We start from the raw sequence: 17064 nt of genomic DNA, 5'->3' as shown, positions 1-17064 counted from the left end.
ACCATGATCAGAAAGAATTTAATCAAATCATTATCAGTAGTTATGGCAACAATGCTGGCTGTTATGACAGTGGCTTGTGGCCAGGCTACCACAGATACACAGACAGTGGCAGCAGTAGAAGAGAGCGCTGAGGAAGCTGCTCTTGAAGATAGCATTGTAAAGAACTCAGTGGTTACAGGAACTGAGTCAGATGCAGGCAAGGTTGAGACAGTCTACGTAACAGCAGATGCCAACGGCGCTGTAAATGATGTCATCGTAAGCGAGTGGCTCAAGAACGCTACAGCTTCTTCAGAGATTGCTGATTCAACAGAACTTAAGAATATCGTCAATGTTAAGGGTGATGAGACCTTCAAGGATAACGGCGACGGAACACTTACCTGGGATGCAGAAGGGTCAGACATTTTCTATCAGGGAACAACAGACAAAGAGCTTCCTGTAAACATGAAGATCACATATACACTTGACGGAAAAGAGATTTCTCCCGAGGAACTTGCCGGAAAGAGCGGAAGAGTAACAATCCGTTTCGAGTATGAAAACAACGCCAAACAGACAGTAAATGTTGACGGAAAAGACATCGAGGTCTACACACCATTTGCAATGGTATCCGGAATGATGCTTGATGCCGACAAGTTCACAAATGTTGAGATCTCAAATGGTAAGGTTATTTCAGAAGGTGGCAACTACGTTGTTATGGGTGTTGCACTCCCCGGACTTAAGGAGAGTCTTGATATCTCTGAAGATAAGTGGGACAAGCTTGATGATGCAGATGAGATAAAAGAGAAGCTTTCAAACTCCTTCGAGATCACAGCAGATACATCTGATTTCGAGCTTGGTATGACCATTACTATGGCAAGCTCAGATATTCTCTCGGATTTCGGACTCACTGATATTACAGGTTCTGATAAGATCGCTGATTTAAAGAGCGATATGGGAGACCTTAATGACGGTGGAAACAAGCTGGTTGACGGAGCACAGGCTCTTATGGACGGCGCAGTAGAGCTTAAGGATGGAACAGGTAAGTTCTATGATGGAACAACGCAGCTCTATGATGGAACAGGCAAGCTCTATGACGGAGCAGGAACACTCTCTGACGGAACAGGTAAGCTCTACGAAGGAACAGTAACACTTCGCGACGGAGCAGGCACACTTGCAAGCGGAACAGCTACACTCAGAGATGGTATCTCTGCTTATACAAACGGTGTTTCACAGGTTAATGACGGTGCTGTAGCTCTTTCAAAGGGGGTTAATACAGCAAAACAGGGATCAGAGGCACTTAAGGCCGGAGCAGGAGCGCTTGCAGAAGGCGCTACAAAGATGAATGAAAAGGTAGGCGGTATTGGACAGCTTCTTCCTGCTTACAAGACCAAGATCAACGGACTTACACAGGCAATGAATGCTAATGTTACAGCTCTTACAGCAAAGAGAGCTAAGCTTGTTAAGACTCAGAACTTCCTTGCAACAGGAGAGGGTTGGGATGCAGACGTTGCTGAGATGATGGCTCTGATGGCAAAGCATGAGGTATCTGAAGCAGAGGCTAAAGAGCTCGTACTTGGTGCACAGGCAACTCTGGCAGCAGCTGCTGAGAAGACACCGGAGCTTCCTGCTCCGCCTACTCAGGATGAATCTGCAACAGATCAGGCTGGTCAGACAAGCCAGGGTGGAAATACTGCTCAGACAGGGGCAAGCACAGATACTACTGAGACTACTGAAACAGGCAGTGTAGATACACCGGATAACTTCGATGAACTTGTACAGGAAGTTGAGACAGATACAATTACTGAGGATGATAAAGAGCCTGAGGTTACAGAGCCGGTTGTAACAGAGCCTACCGAGACAACACCTGTGACTATCGATGATGAGGAGACACCTAAGGCAGCAGAGCCTGTTACAACTACACTTGATCTTACTAATGTAGAGCCTACAGGTGATGATACAGTAGTTACAACTTCTCTGGATTCAGAGTCAGATGGAGAAATGAGTGCAGCTCAATATGAGGCACTTATTGCTGAACTTCAGGGACAGCTTGATCAGGCAGTACAGGCTGCTCAGACAGCACAGGCAGCGGCTGAGGAGTACGGAGCTAAGGCTAAGGCAGCAGCAGATGGAATGCAGTCATATTATGATGCAGCTAAGCAGTACAGAGATCGTATTGTTACCCTTAAGGCTGGCGTTGGAGCAGTTTCACAGTATGAGCAGCTTGTAGGAGCTACAGATGCTGCAATTAAGGCAATTGATGAGACACTTGCAAGTCTTGGAAATATCGGTCTTGATCCTCAGGAACTGGCAGGCATCATTACAACAGTAGAGACTAAGGCCGGTGATCTTATGAATGGCACAGCAGCTCTTGAAAGCGGTGCAAAGCAGGTATATGGCGGAGTAGCTCAGCTTGATGGTGGCCTTCAGGAGATCAGCGCAGGTGCTGATAAGCTTGCAGCAGGAACAGGTACTCTTGTTTCAAAGAACGGCGAACTTAATGATGGTGCAAACAAGCTTGCTGACGGAGCAAACAAGCTCAGCGATGGAACAGTAGAACTCAACGATGGCGCAGGACAGTTAAACAGCGGAGCTAAGGAGCTCTTAAAGGGCGCAGGCGATCTTAATGATGGTGCAAAAGAGCTTAATGACGGCGCTAAGCAGCTTGATGACGGCGTTGTAACACTTGAGGATGGTATGCAGCAGCTCCTTGATGGTGTGATCAAGCTTGATGAAGAAGGAATCAAGAGACTTTACGAGGCATTCGACGGTGACCTTTCAGATTTCGCTGACAGAATGAGCGCTATCCAGGAAGCCGGCAGCAATTACAACAGCTTCGGCGGATCAAGCGAAGAGGAGAACAGCAGCGTTAAGTTCATCTTCAAGACTGACAGCATAAAGAGTCTTTAAGGCAATCAAAAAATAAACACCAGCTCGTGATGAGCTGGTGTTTATTTTTGATCAATTTGTTATGGAGTTATACCATTATCCTCTAATAACTTGCGAAGGCGGTCAACTTCAGAAGTCAGAGATTTAATTTCTGCTTCTTGGGTTTTAAGCTTCTTATCCTTATAAGCCTGGCTGCGAAGAAAATCTTCACGTTCCCTTGCAACTTTCAGGATATTTCTGTCTGTGTTTGAGAGATACATTGATTCAACAGTAGAAGTCATATAAGGGTTATCTTGTGCTACCATCTTAAGATCCTCCCATGTCTTTGCTTTGAAAAGACGTACCCACTTATCGATACCGCAGGCGATGTCTTCCTTTGTTGCGAGTTCTTCATGCATTAATTCTATCACAATCAGATTGAACCTGTCAGTATATAGGTATCCATCTTTTTCATTGCGCATCTGGTATCTTGCACAGAATTCAGGGTGGTCCTCAAAGAGAGAAAAACCAAGAAACCCAACCTGATATGTGGGTTGTACATTATCGTAATCATCGCCATGATCCAGGTTGTCAAACTCTCGACACAGATATGCAAGTGAACGATGCTTCCAGTTACCCTGGTTTCGTAGCTGCATCTCAAGATTTATAGTTTGGGAATTGTTTATTAATAGCAATATGTCCATGCGATATTCTTTATCGGTTATTCTCTGACCGGGCTTTATTTCATTTGAGATGGCGATGTCCTCGATAGTTTCAGGATCCAGATGTAGTACAGAAGCTATTAGCCCTTTTAAAGCATACTTGTTCTCCTGAAAGACAATGCGGAACATGTAGTCGTTTGTCATACCCACAGCAACTGGCCCGGTAGCAGTTAAATAGTTCATGGTTGTTACAGTGTTTTCTATATTTGATTGTTTCATTAAATTACCTTTCGTATTACTGTTTTTCATATCTTCTTGCAAGGAGTGTTGGATAAATGGCGGAAAACCGCCACGACAGCAATTAGCTGTGATATGTTGGCAAGGAAGAATATCCTCACGACAGGAGATATTATAAAAGCAAATTCTTAAGATTTACCGTCGAAAAATCTTAAGATTTACGATAGAATTCTTAAGATTTTTTGTAGACATAAAAATAAATTAAAAAACTTTATATTTGCTCTTGCCAGGATTCAATATAGATGCTACAATAGCTTTCGTGGTTCGCGTTAAGAAAGCCACATAAGCTGAATAGGGGAATCATACAATGGCTAGTATCACGGTCTCCAAAACCGTTCATGCGGGTTCGAATCCTGCTTCCCCTGCTCTTTATAAAAGGCTGAAATCTAGATGGTTTCAGCCTTTTGTTGTATTATTCTTTGCATAGGTATTTGTTGGAAGGAGAAGCGCTCACATGGTTTATGAGAATGTACTTGATGCAGTCGGGAATACTCCGCTGGTTAAGCTTGGAAGGATGGCAGGAGAGGACAGCGCCGAGATACTGGTTAAGTTTGAGGGAACCAATATCGGCGGATCCATCAAGACCAGAACTGCTCTTAACATGATATTAGAGGCTGAGAAACAGGGCCTTATACATGAGGATACAATAATTGTTGAGCCTACCAGTGGCAATCAGGGAATCGGCCTTGCGCTGGTTGGTGCAGTCAGAGGATATAAGACCATCATTATCATGCCCGACTCTGTAAGCGAGGAGAGAAGAAAGCTCATTAAACATTACGGCGCTGAGGTTGTTCTTATCCATGACGACGGTGATATAGGTAAATGCATAGACGAGTGCCTAAGGACTGCTCTTAAGATGCGCGATGAGAATCCAAAGGTCTTTGTACCTCAGCAGTTTGAAAATCCCAACAATACCCTGGCACACAAGAACGGTACAGCTCTTGAGATCCTTGAGCAGGCAGACAGACCTATCCACGGCTTCTGCTCAGGAATCGGCACCGGTGGAACCCTCACAGGTATCGGAGAAGTGTTAAAAGAGAAATACCCGGATATCGAGATCTGGGCTGCCGAGCCTGAAAACGCTGCAATCCTTGCAGGCGGAAACATCGGAACCCATATGCAGATGGGTATCGGCGACGGCATTATTCCCGATATCTTAAATCAGTCAATTATCGATCACATCTGTGTTGTGACTGATGATGAAGCCATCAATACATCCAAGGACCTGGCAAGACTTGAGGGATTTATGTGCGGAATATCCAGCGGAACCAATGTGGCAGCAGCCCTGAAGCTGGCTAAAAAGCTTGGCCCCGGAAAGACAGTAGTGACCGTTCTTCCTGATACAGCAGAAAGATATTTCTCTACACCACTATTTGATGATTAATTAAAAATCTTTATTGCTTTAATGCAGTGCAGTATGATATACTATCTCAAAACAAAGGCGTTTCGATTCATTTCGTGCGCCTTTTTGCTTTATCGTGGCTTTAGGAGGAGATGTATATGGGCAATTTACTAAGTAACGTTGAGAACGTCAACAATGCTGTAAACGGTTTTGTCTGGGGACTTCCCATGCTGATTCTGCTTGTGGGAACCGGAATCCTTATGACAATTCTTACAAAGGTATTCCAGATCTCACATTTTAAACACTGGATCAGGAGTACTATCGGTGGAATCTTCAAGGATAAGCATGTCACAGCCCACACAGGCAAAGATGACACGCAGATCTCTCAGTTCCAGAGTCTTTGTACCGCGCTTGCAGCAACCATCGGAACAGGTAATATCGCGGGTGTTGCAGCGGCTATTCTTTCAGGTGGTCCCGGAGCGATCTTCTGGATGTGGATCGTAGCATTCTTCGGAATGATGACCAACTTCTCTGAAAATGTTCTTGGTATTTACTATAGAAGAAGGAACGAGCGCAACGAGTGGTGCGGAGGCGCCATGTACTACCTTAAGTACGGCCTTGGCTCCAAGAAGGGCTTTGGCCATATCGGTGCAGCTCTGGCAGTAATGTTCAGCTTATTCTGCGTAATAGCTTCATTTGGTATCGGCAACATGAGCCAGATCAACTCAATTGCGGTCAACATGAATTCTGCCTTTGGAATTCCACATGTCTTCACAGGTGCACTCCTTATGGCTCTGGCAGGCCTCGTTATCGTAGGTGGTCTTAAAAGAATCGCATCCGTAACCGAGAGACTGGTGCCTTTCATGGCAGTTATCTATCTGGTCTGCACAATCGTTATCATTGTTCTCAACTTTGATAAGGCAGGTGCTGTATTTGCATCAATAATCAAGGGTGCCTTCGGTATGAGAGCAGTTGGCGGCGGAATCGTAGGAAGCGGAGTTGCTTATGCTATGCAGTGGGGAATGAAGCGTGGCGTATTCTCAAACGAAGCAGGTCTTGGATCTTCCGTTATGGTTCACTCCTCTTCAAACGTAAGAGAACCTGTAGTTCAGGGAATGTGGGGAATCTTCGAGGTATTTGCAGACACCATCATCGTATGCTCACTTACAGCTTTCGCCGTTCTTTCCAGCGGACTTGTTAATCTCGATACAGGTGAAGTTATTTCTGATGCAGTATCAACAGCTCTTGTTGCAGAAGCATTCTCAACAGTATACGGTCGTGCCGGAGCAGCATTTATCGCCATTGCGATCCTGTTCTTTGCTTTCTCAACTGTACTTGGCTGGAGCCAGTACGGAAGCAAGGCTTTTGAGTATCTCTTTGGTACTAGGTCAGCCAAGATCTATCAGCTGATATTCGTAATCTTCATCATGGTTGGTGCAACTATGGACCTTACACTTGCCTGGGATCTTTCGGATACCTTCAACGGAATGATGGCTATTCCAAACCTTATAGGTGTTCTTGCACTTTCGGGAACAGTAATGAAGATAACACAGAACTATGTGGACAGAAAAATAAAAGGAAAGCACGTTAAACCCATGCTTTCCGCAGTAGATGAGATTCAGGAGCTTCACGAAGAAGAACTCAAAATGGCTTCAGGAGAGTGAAATCTTCGCACTCTGAACAGATAGTTATCTGATAATCATCGATTTCATAAGGTATCAAATTTAGCGCCTCACAGTCGCACGCGGCTGATGAGGCCTTTATTTTGCCGTTTTCAAGCCTCAATAAAATGGTCTTCGGTCCAAGAGAGATTCCTTTTCCGGTGTGCTTCATTATACTCTCTTTTATGGTCCAGAGCCTCGTGTAGACTTTGTCCATGTCACTTTCACTCATCGCCAGCTCTTTTGCCAGTTCCTGATCCTGTGGCATAAATACGTAATTGATAAGGCTCTCCCTAAAGTGCTTGACCTTCTCAACATCCACGCCAATCTCCTTATCTGAAATGCCAAGGCAGACCATCTCACCAGAGTGGGATATGTTGAAAAAGACATCTCCACGCCCCTTAATGCGTGGCTTTCCATTCTCTGAGAGCTCTATCTCATAATCATCAAAACCACAATCTTTCATAGCTTTGTCCAAAAGCATTCCTGCTCCGAGAGATAACAGCTTAGAGCGATGAGGCTTCAGGGCGTCGACTTTTCTCTTCCTGAAATCAGGCATCTTATCATACCAGAGATCAAACTGCGTCTGATCCTCAAGTATATCTATATTCATAATGTATAATGTATTTTCTATCTTCATAATACACATATTATAACATGAAGGAAAAACGTTGAAACAAAAGTCCCACTCGGTGGCCGGTCAGCCTTATATGCACAATATTTTGCGATTTGTAAACCATGGAGGAAAGACCAAGTAATCTCAAGTGTCCCACACGCAGAGATTGCTGCCCTGGGCTTTACGGAGTGCTCGGTTTAAATGAGCAAAAATTGTGCATATAAGGCTGACCGGCCACCGAGCGGGACTTTTGCCACTGTGTTCCCCTTGCTATACCTCTGCCATAAAAAGACACAAATAGTGTATAATAATTCGTAACAGAGACAGGAGAGGTTACGGATGATAAATCTTGCAATCGTAGAGGATGAGGATTCCTATGCTGAGCAGCTTATCGAGTTTGTGAATAAGTATCAGCAGGAGAGCGGTAATTATTTCAAGATCACCAGGTTTAAGGACGGAGATGAGATAACAAACGGCTATAAGAGTCAGTTTGATATCATTCTCATGGACATAGAGATGAAGCTCATGGATGGCATGACGGCGGCAGAGGAGATCAGAAAGCTTGATCAGAACGTGGTCATCATGTTTATCACCAACATGACTAACTATGCCATAAGAGGGTATCAGGTTGACGCCCTTGACTATGTCCTTAAGCCCGTGAGTTACTTTGCCTTTTCGCAGAAGCTCGACAGAGCCCTTGGCAGGGTCAAAAAAGAGGATTCCAACATCATTTCCATAGAGATGTCATCCGGAGTAAAAAAGCTTGATATCGACAATATCTTTTATATAGAGAGCCAGGGGCACAACTTGAATTTCTACACCGGAGCCGGTGAGTTTACCATAAGAGCCAAGCTCTCGGACTTTGAGCAGCAGCTTGCACCCTACAATTTCTTCAGGAGCAACAAGGGGTATCTGGTGAACCTAAAGTATGTGGACGGTGTTGAGAAGGGTGCGTGCATCATAGCAGGCAAGCAGCTCCTTATCAGCCGCGCCAGGAAAAACGACTTCATGGCGGCACTGACGGATTACATGGCAGGATCATAATATGGAAAATTATTATCAGGATATACCAAGACTATACACAGCCATAGCAGAGTGGCTGGCCTGTTTTATATATTGCCTTGTCCTTAAGCGCAAGGTGAGCAGGAACAAATTTATATTGATTTCAGTAATTGCACTTATTGTGCAGTCTCTTTTTCTTGTATATACAAAAGACCTTCCGCTGTTCATGTGGGTTCCCTGCATGCTGATGGCTGTGTTTTTTATGTTCGTATTCATGTACAGCGTCTGTGAGGACACGGTAAATGTCATTGGATATTACTGTGCAAGGGCGTTTCTTCTGGCGGAGCTGGCTGCATCGCTGGAGTGGCAGCTGGCATGTTTTTTTGCAAAGCTCAATGACTCGCAGATACTTCAGATCATCATCCTCGTTGCTGTGTATGCCTTTGTATTTATCTGGGCTCTCCACATGGAGAAGAGCATTACGAGGGGAATCTTCCAGCTGGAGATAAACACCCACGAACTGTTTGCAGCAGTGATCATTGCAGCTGCTATCTTTGCTTTCAGTAATCTTAGCTTCATTTTTTCAAATACTCCGTTTTCAGCAGGTGTTGCTGCGGATGTGTTCTACATAAGGACTCTTGTTGACGTCGCGGGAATCATGATTCTTTACGTTTATCAGAGCCGTATCTGTGAGCTTCTTGCGGAAAAAGAGCTGAGTAACATCCACTCAATGTTAAAGGTCCAATACGATAAGTACAGAAACTACCAGACCACCTTTGACATGATCAACGTCAAGTACCATGACCTTAAGCATCAGATTGCGGGGCTTCGCGCAGAGATGAGCGATGAACAGCGTCAGAAGTGGATTGATGACATGGAGCAGGAGCTTGAGTCCTACAGCCCTGAGCTTGAGACCGGAAACAGCGTTCTGGATACGCTGATCGCAGGTAAGATGATGAACTGCAGGGCAAATAACATCAAGGTGACCTGTGTTGCAGATGGCAATATCCTGGATTTTATGCACGTGGCAGATATTTGTACGATATTCGGAAATGCCCTTGATAACGCCATTGAGAGCGTGTCGCTCATAGAAGATCCGGAAAAGAGACTCATTCATTTGTCAGTGTCTACGAAGAAGAATTTTGTTATAATACAGATAAATAACTATTGTGAAAATCAGATAAAGATCAAGAATGGTTACCCTGTTACAACAAAAGCCGATAAAACAAGTCACGGTTTTGGGTTAAAGAGTATACGATATACTGTCGATAAATATCATGGAACTGTCACTTTTGACGTAAACAAGAATTGGTTTGAGCTTAAAATACTAATACCTCGCGGAGGCACTTTATGAATATAGGAGCTGTAGGCACATCGGATTTTATGGGTTTTGTTCTGCTCGTTTCTCTTCTTATCAGCAGCAGAATCAGAAGATCCGATGACAAACATCCGGAATTCAGGATATATACCGTAATAGCTATTCTTACCATGGTGGCCTGTGTCGTTGACTTTATTTCTTTTTATGTGGATGGAATAAACAAACCCGGCATGAGGCTGGTCAATATTCTGACCAATACGTTTTGTTTTGCGGCGAATCCTCTTTTTGTTGCTTCCTGGTGTCTTTATGAGGATCTTAAGCTATACCGTTCCATGACCAGGGTAAAAAGAATTTATACCTATGCCTTTATACCGGCAGTAATAATGGTTATTATAGCGCTTGTCAATATGTTTGTGCCCATCATCTTCAGGATTGATGAGCAGAATGTTTACAGCAGGCTTCCCTTTAGTTATGTGTACTATATTGTAGATATCGGATATGTTCTTTTCAGTATATTTATTTACAAGGGCTATGAGAGAAGATACGGAAAGATCAGGTTTTTCCCTCTTTATCTTATGATCGGTCCAATAGTTTTGGGCTGTGCCATTCAGGTGGTTATTTACGGAGTATCACTGATGTGGATATCCACAGCTGTCGGACTTACAGCAATCTATATGTCCATTCAGAACGAGTTTTCATATCTTGATAAGCTTACAGGTCTTTACAACAGAGCTTATCTTGATTATTTGCTTGAGACCAGCACAAGGGAGAAAAACAACCTTGGCGGAATCATGATCGATGTGGACTATTTTAAACAGATCAATGATACCTACGGACATTCCTATGGTGATGAGGCACTTATAGATGTGGCAAGAATCCTTACTTTCGGAAAGCCTGACAAGGCAGTTGCTCTGCGATTTGCCGGAGATGAGTTTATAATTCTTATCAAGGGAGTCTCGGAGAAACAGCTTCAGAGCATTATCACCAGCATCAGGGACGAGTTAAAACTTTTCAATGAAACTGAGGAGAGAAGATATAAGCTCTCATTATCTCTTGGGGGCAGCATTTATGAGCCGGCTCACGACTCCATCGATAACTTCCTAAAGCGCATGGATGACGCCATGTATGAGGAAAAGAAGGAAAAACATTCCAGATAATTTAATTACCGTTCATGACAAAAATCGTACCGTTTGTGACAAAAACGGCACGATTTTTTTTGCGTGCTAGGATAAAGTCATGAGAAAGGAGTAAGATCGTGAAACATCAGGACATTATCTCAAAAATGACAATAGAAGAGAAGGCAGCTTTCCTTAGCGGAAAGGGCGAGTGGGAGACAAGAGATTTTGAAAGAGTAGGAATTCCTTCAATCTTTTGTTCAGACGGACCTCACGGTATCAGAAAGCAGGCCGGAGCGGGAGACCATCTTGGACTTAACGAGTCACTTCCTGCCACATGCTTCCCTACAGCAGCCACAATTGCAAACAGCTGGGACGAGGACCTGGGCGAAACCCTTGGTGATGCGCTGGGAGAAGAGGCTATGGCACTGGGCGTGAACATCCTTTTGGGACCCGGTCTTAATATAAAGAGAAGTCCTCTCTGCGGAAGGAACTTCGAATATTTCTCAGAGGATCCGTACCTTGCAGGCAAGATGGCAGCTTCCTATGTTAGAGGAATCCAGTCACAGGGCGTATATGCCTGCCCCAAGCACTTTGCGGTAAATTCACAGGAGCTTCGCCGAATGGCCATGAACTCCGTTGTGGATGAAAGAACCTTAAGAGAGATATACCTTACAGGCTTTGAAATAGCAGTTAAAGAGGGCGGCGCTAAGACGATCATGTCGGCCTACAACGAGGTCAACGGCACCTACGCCAATGAGAATAAACATCTGTTAAAAGAGATCCTCAGAGATGAGTGGGGATTTGACGGAATCGTGATCACCGACTGGGGCGCAAGTAATGACCACGCACTCGGAGTTGCAGCAGGTTCAAACCTTGAGATGCCAAATCCGGGTCTTGACTCAGCAAGAGAGCTTATCGAAGCAGTAAGTTCCGGCAAGATTTCGGAAAAAGACCTTGATGAGAGAGTGGATGAACTCATGGATGCAGTTATTACTCTAACTGCAAATGCAAAAAGCAGAAAAGAAGATTTTGATAAGAATGCACATCACGGTATTGCCAGAAGGGCAGCAGCTGAGAGCGCAATACTGTTAAAGAATGAAGACAGTATTCTTCCTCTTAAGAAGGGTGCTAAGGTTGCAATAATCGGTGACTTCGCCTTTGTTCCAAGATATCAGGGAGCAGGATCTTCCCTTGTTAATCCAACTAGGGTTGAGACTATATCAGAGATGGTAAAAGGCTATGACCTCCAGGTTGTGGGCATGAGCCGCGGATATTCAAGGAACGGAGAAGAGGATGCACAGACAAAGAAGGAAGCACTGGATCTTGCTTCAAGAGCTGACATAGTTCTTTTCTTCTTTGGACTTAATGAAAACTCAGAGTCTGAGGGAATGGACAGAACTCATATGAGAATTCCTCAGAATCAGATAAATCTGCTTCAGGAACTTGGACAGGTTAATTCAAACCTGGTAGGTGTTATCAGCGCAGGCTCAGCAATCGAGATGCCCTGGCACCACTACTTCAAGGCCCTTCTCCACTGTTACCTTAACGGACAGGCAGGAGCAGGAGCTACACTGGACATCCTTACAGGAGCGGTCAATCCTTCCGGTAAGCTCTCAGAGACAATACCGAGAAGACATGAGGATACACCTGCTTACCGCTACTACCCAAGTCAGGAGAGAAACTCAGAGTACAGAGAAAGTCTCTATGTGGGATACAGATACTATGACACAGCAGATGTTCCTGTGCTTTATCCATTTGGGTTCGGACTCTCATACACGAGCTTCTTATATACAGACATTACAGCAGATGAAAGCGGAGTGTCTTTTACCTTAACAAACACAGGTGATAAGGACGGAGCAGAAGTAGCACAGCTCTATGTATCCCTTCCGGACGGAAAGGTCTTCAGACCTGCAAAAGAGCTAAAGGGCTTTAAGAAAGTTTATTTGAAAGCCGGTGAAAGTCAGAAGGTCACAATCTCTTTTGACGATAAATCATTCCGCTATTACAACGTAAAGACCGGTAAATGGGAAGTTGAAGGCGGAAAGTACAGGGTGATGATTGGAAGCAGCAGCGCAGATATCAGAGCGTGTGCTGATGTTGAGATCAAAGGAACTACACAGGATTTCTCTTATGCAAAAGAGAAGATGGCTTCCTACTACACAGGTAAGATTGAGAATGTTAAGGACTCAGAATTTGAGGAGCTTCTTGGAAGACCGATACCTGATGGAAAGTGGAGTGGAGAGCTCACAAGGAACGATGCTCTGTGCCAGATGTATTACGCAAAGAGCGGACTTGCGAGATTTGCTTATGGGCGCCTTACAGCCATGAAGAAAAAGGCTGACGAAAAAGGTATCCCGGATCTGAACACTCTTTTCATCTATAACATGCCTTTCAGGGCCATGGCCAAGATGACGGGCGGAGCCGTTAGCATGGAGATGGTGGACGGAATCGTAAATCTTGTGAACGGCCACTTCTTCAAGGGACTTGGAGCCGTAATAGGCGGATACTTTAGAAACAGCAAGAAGAACAAAGCCTATGAGGCAAAGATGAAAAAGTGAGGGGATTAAAGAAATGAAATTTTGGAATGATTTTGCTACAAAGCATCCTGCCGTAGCCAAGTGGGTAAGAGAGGGCGGACTCTTCGTTATCGTAAGTAACGCCATCACAGTATTTAAGTACCTGCTGCTAACGTTCCTGCCGGCTGCATTTGCCTTTCTTGGAGATCGCAGCTTTGGCTGGCCGGGAATTCCGCTGACACTCTTCGGAGAGACTTTCCAGTGGAACATCCTGGGATACGACCAGGCTCATGGCGGACTTGCTTACTTCACAGCTTACATGATCGCAATGATCATCGGCGAGTGTATAAATTTCCCGATCCAGAAGCTTTTCGTGTTTAGAAATCACGACAAGCCGGGAAAGCAGATTGCATGGTATGTGCTGGCATTCATCGTTATCACCTGCATAGTAAATTCCATCAACTGCATCTGGGTAGCTGTTGCAGGAAAGTTCGTTCCTGCATGGGTTTACAACATCGGAACTACGGTTTTAAACGGCGGAGTGTCAATGGTGGTATTCTTCTTTGTTAACAAGATAATATTCCCTGAGACACCAAAGAGCGCCGAGTAAAATAACAAGTTTTTTTAATGGGAAGGAGAAAAAGAATATGTTACAAATCAACATTGCGGACGTCATTGCAGTACTTAACACAATGATCCCACAGCTGGTGATTATCGGTGTGGTACTTGTCGCAGCAATCATCTGCACGATCGCAGCAATCAAGATCAAGAAGCCTTTGAAGGGCTTCGTAAGAAAGCAGGCATGGCTTGTATTTCTTTTGACACTGGTACTTGTTGTTACCAATATCTTACTTGTACCTATGTATTCTATGGTAAACATGGCAATGGGCGGCGGAAAGATTTCCGAGGAGTCCTCTGAGCAGGCAAAAGAGCTCTGCACACAGATCGCAGAGGAGGGAATAGTTCTTTTAAAGAATGATTCCGCAGCACTTCCTCTTGCATCAGGAACAAAGGTAAATGTATTCGGATGGTCTTCAACCAATCCTATCTACGGCGGAACTGGTTCAGGAGCGCTCTCAGCAGCATATCCTACAGTTGATTTCCTTCAGGGACTTACTGATGCAGGAATCGAGTACAACCAGGAACTCGTAGACTTCTACAAGGGCTGGAGAGATTCAAGACCTTCAGTTGGAATGATGGGTCAGGACTGGACAATTCCGGAGCCTACAATTGATGAGTACGGGGACCTCTTTACATCAGCAAAAGACTATTCTGACACAGCAATCTTCTTCATCGCCCGTTCAGGTGGTGAAGGCGCCGATCTTCCTGTAAGCTACGACGGCGTTGACACATATAACTTTGATCCAAACAGCTGGTTCGGAGGAACAGGAACACGTTACTCAGAGCAGGCTGATGACCTTGATGCAAACAAGTCATACCTTGAGCTCTCAAACAGAGAGAAGGCTCTTCTTGACAAGGTTACATCAGATTACAGCAAGGTTATCGTTATTGTAAACTCAGCTAACGCTATGGAGCTTGGCTTTGTAAATGACTATTCACAGATCAAGTCAGTTATCTATTGCCCAGGCACAGGTCAGACAGGTTTTGACGGACTTGGCGAGATCCTTGCAGGTCAGGTTAATCCTTCAGGTAAGACAGCAGATACATTCGTTGCTGACCTTCATGCAACACCTACAGCTAACAACTTTGGCGACTTTGATTACACAAACATGACAGAATTCGGATATGAGAACATGTTCGCTGAGGGCGGAATGGCTTATCCTACATTCGTTAACTACGTAGAGGGTATCTATGTTGGATACAGATTCTACGAGACAGCTTTTGCTGAGGCAGAGGCAGGCAACATGGAGTTTGATTATGACAGCGCTGTTGTATATCCTTTCGGATACGGCCTTTCATACACAACCTTCACTCAGGAGATGGGTCCTGTAAACAACGACGGCAAGACAGTTTCTTTTGACGTAACAGTTACAAACACAGGTAGCGTTGCAGGTAAGGACGTAGTTGAAGTTTACTACAATCCTCCTTATACAAACGGCGGAATTGAGAAGTCAGCTGCAAACCTTATTGCATTTGAGAAGACAGACCTCCTTGAGGCAGGAGCTTCTCAGACTGTAAATATCTCTTTTGCCCTTGAAGATATGGCTTCCTATGACACTTATGGTGAGGGATGCTACGTACTTGAGGCAGGAGACTACGAGATCTCAATCAACACAGATGCTCACAACAAGATCGCAAGTGAGAACGTAACAGTAGATACAAAGGTTGTTTACGACGAGTCAAACAAGCGTGAGTCTGACTTCGTTGCAGCAACAAACCAGTTCGGATTTGCTGAGGGAGATTCATTTACATATCTCTCAAGAGCAGACGGATTTGCAAATTATGATGAGGCTACTGCAGCACCTGCAACTACTGAGATGTCAGATGCTTACAAGGCTACATACTTTAACGAGACAAACTATGATCCTACTGCATACAACAACGATGCAGATGTAATGCCTACAACAGGTGCTAAGAACGGAGTTAAGCTTGCTGACCTCCGCGGCGTAGATTATGATGATGCTAAGTGGGATTCACTGCTTGATGAGCTCACCGTATCAGAGATGAACACCCTTATCGCTCTCGGCGGATATGAGACATCAGCAGTTGATTCTATAGACAAAGTCATGACTTATGACTGTGATGGACCTGCTTCCATCAACAACAACTTCACAGGCCAGGGTTCAATCGGATTCCCTGCAGCAGTAATGATTGCTTGCACATGGAATAAGGATCTTGCCTATGCATTCGGTGATTCAATCGGACAGATGGCTGATGAAATGGATGTTTCAGGATGGTATGCACCTGCTACCAACACACACAGAAGTGCTTTTGCCGGACGTAACTTCGAGTACTACTCAGAGGACGGTGTTCTTGCAGGCTGGATGTGCGCTAAGGCAGTAGACGGAGCAAGAGCTCACGGTGTTTACTCATACGTTAAGCACTTTGCAACCAATGATCAGGAGACCAACAGAACAGGCTTCCTTTGCACATGGCTCAACGAGCAGTCACTTCGTGAAGTTTACCTTAAGTCCTTCGAGATCGCATTCAAGAAGGCAAACCCTGCAGCAACCATGGTAGCTTTCAACAACATCGGAACAGTTCCCGCTGAGGCTTGCTCAGAGCTCCTTAACACAGTACTTCGTGGCGAGTGGGGCTTTAGAGGTCTTGCAGAGACTGACTACTTCGGTGGCTACGGTTACCAGGATTCAGACAGAATGATCAGAAACGGCTGCGACCTGATGCTGGCTACATACGAGACACCTCAGTCAACAGTTACAGATCAGACTTCTGCTACATCAGTTATTGCCATGAGACAGGCTTCCAAGAACATTCTCTACACTGTTGTTAACAGCCGCGCTTATGACAAGAACATCAGCACAGGACTTCCTACATGGGTTAAGATCCTCTATGCTGTAGATGCACTTCTTCTTGCTCTGATTGCATTCCTTGAGTACAAGGCAATCAAGAAGTACCTTGCTAAGAAGAAAGAGATGGCTTCTGAGAGCGTAAGCGCTGAGGTATAAAACAAAGATAATTATTTCAGAACTCCCCGGTATAAGCCGGGGAGTTTTTTGAGTCACCGGGGACGTTTCAGATTGACTCATTTTGAGTCACCGGGGACGTTTCA

General features: G+C 44.7%; 11 protein-coding genes and 1 tRNA gene. 10 read left to right on the top strand and 2 right to left on the bottom strand.

The window, feature by feature from the left end:
* Nucleotides 1-3 precede the first annotated feature (3 nt).
* Complete coding sequence (locus G633_RS0108520; protein ID WP_026519661.1) at nt 4-2883, top strand: hypothetical protein; 2880 nt, start codon at nt 4-6, stop codon at nt 2881-2883.
* 59 nt (nt 2884-2942) lie between these two features.
* On the opposite strand, the gene G633_RS0108515 is transcribed toward G633_RS0108520, so the two are convergent.
* Nucleotides 2943-3707, bottom strand: a complete 765-nt coding sequence (locus G633_RS0108515) for an Rpn family recombination-promoting nuclease/putative transposase (RefSeq protein WP_196804249.1) — start codon at nt 3705-3707, stop codon at nt 2943-2945.
* A gap of 386 nt (nt 3708-4093) precedes the next feature.
* Between G633_RS0108515 and G633_RS0108510 the strand changes: the two genes are divergently transcribed.
* From G633_RS0108510 to G633_RS17880, 3 genes are all read left to right on the top strand, one after another.
* Nucleotides 4094-4165 (top strand) — tRNA-Trp (locus tag G633_RS0108510).
* Between the two features lie 89 nt (nt 4166-4254).
* Nucleotides 4255-5184, top strand: a complete 930-nt coding sequence (gene cysK, locus G633_RS0108505) for a cysteine synthase A (RefSeq protein WP_026519659.1) — start codon at nt 4255-4257, stop codon at nt 5182-5184.
* Nucleotides 5185-5300: 116 nt separating this feature from the next.
* Nucleotides 5301-6806 carry an alanine/glycine:cation symporter family protein gene (locus G633_RS17880; RefSeq protein WP_022769709.1) on the top strand — a complete coding sequence of 502 codons (1506 nt, stop codon included), beginning with the start codon at nt 5301-5303 and terminating at the stop codon, nt 6804-6806.
* Here G633_RS17880 and G633_RS17875 read toward each other — a convergent pair.
* A complete protein-coding gene (locus tag G633_RS17875; protein WP_051200062.1) occupies nt 6784-7416 on the bottom strand; it encodes a 4'-phosphopantetheinyl transferase family protein in 633 nt (210 codons plus the stop codon). The two genes, G633_RS17880 and G633_RS17875, sit on opposite strands and share 23 nt — an antisense overlap.
* Before the next feature lie 342 nt (nt 7417-7758).
* Here G633_RS17875 and G633_RS0108490 point away from each other — a divergent pair, with 342 nt between their 5' ends.
* The 6 genes from G633_RS0108490 (at nt 7759) to G633_RS0108465 (ending at nt 16960) form a co-directional block, all read left to right on the top strand.
* Nucleotides 7759-8463, top strand: a complete 705-nt coding sequence (locus tag G633_RS0108490; protein WP_026519658.1) for a LytR/AlgR family response regulator transcription factor — start codon at nt 7759-7761, stop codon at nt 8461-8463.
* Nucleotide 8464: 1 nt separating this feature from the next.
* On the top strand, nt 8465-9775 hold the full coding sequence (locus tag G633_RS0108485; RefSeq protein ID WP_026519657.1) for an ATP-binding protein: 1311 nt from the start codon (nt 8465-8467) through the stop codon (nt 9773-9775).
* Nucleotides 9772-10896 carry a diguanylate cyclase domain-containing protein gene (locus G633_RS0108480; protein ID WP_026519656.1) on the top strand — a complete coding sequence of 375 codons (1125 nt, stop codon included), beginning with the start codon at nt 9772-9774 and terminating at the stop codon, nt 10894-10896. The genes G633_RS0108485 and G633_RS0108480 overlap by 4 nt, the downstream gene beginning before the upstream one ends.
* 98 nt (nt 10897-10994) lie before the next feature.
* Entirely contained in the window at nt 10995-13415 is a 2421-nt protein-coding gene (locus G633_RS0108475) for a glycoside hydrolase family 3 C-terminal domain-containing protein (protein ID WP_026519655.1), read from the top strand.
* A gap of 13 nt (nt 13416-13428) precedes the next feature.
* The gene (locus tag G633_RS0108470; protein WP_026519654.1) at nt 13429-13983 is read left to right on the top strand and encodes a GtrA family protein; all 555 of its coding nucleotides are present in this window, start codon (nt 13429-13431) and stop codon (nt 13981-13983) included.
* Nucleotides 13984-14020: 37 nt separating this feature from the next.
* Nucleotides 14021-16960 (top strand): glycoside hydrolase family 3 protein, encoded by a 2940-nt coding sequence (locus G633_RS0108465; RefSeq protein WP_026519653.1) that lies wholly within the window; start codon nt 14021-14023, stop codon nt 16958-16960.
* The last annotated feature ends 104 nt before the right edge of the window (nt 16961-17064 follow it).

Source organism: Butyrivibrio sp. FCS006 (genome assembly GCF_000424525.1).
Classification (GTDB): domain Bacteria; phylum Bacillota; class Clostridia; order Lachnospirales; family Lachnospiraceae; genus Butyrivibrio.
The sequence above is the reverse complement of the archived record's forward strand: the minus strand, read 5'-3'. Positions and strand labels throughout refer to the sequence as shown.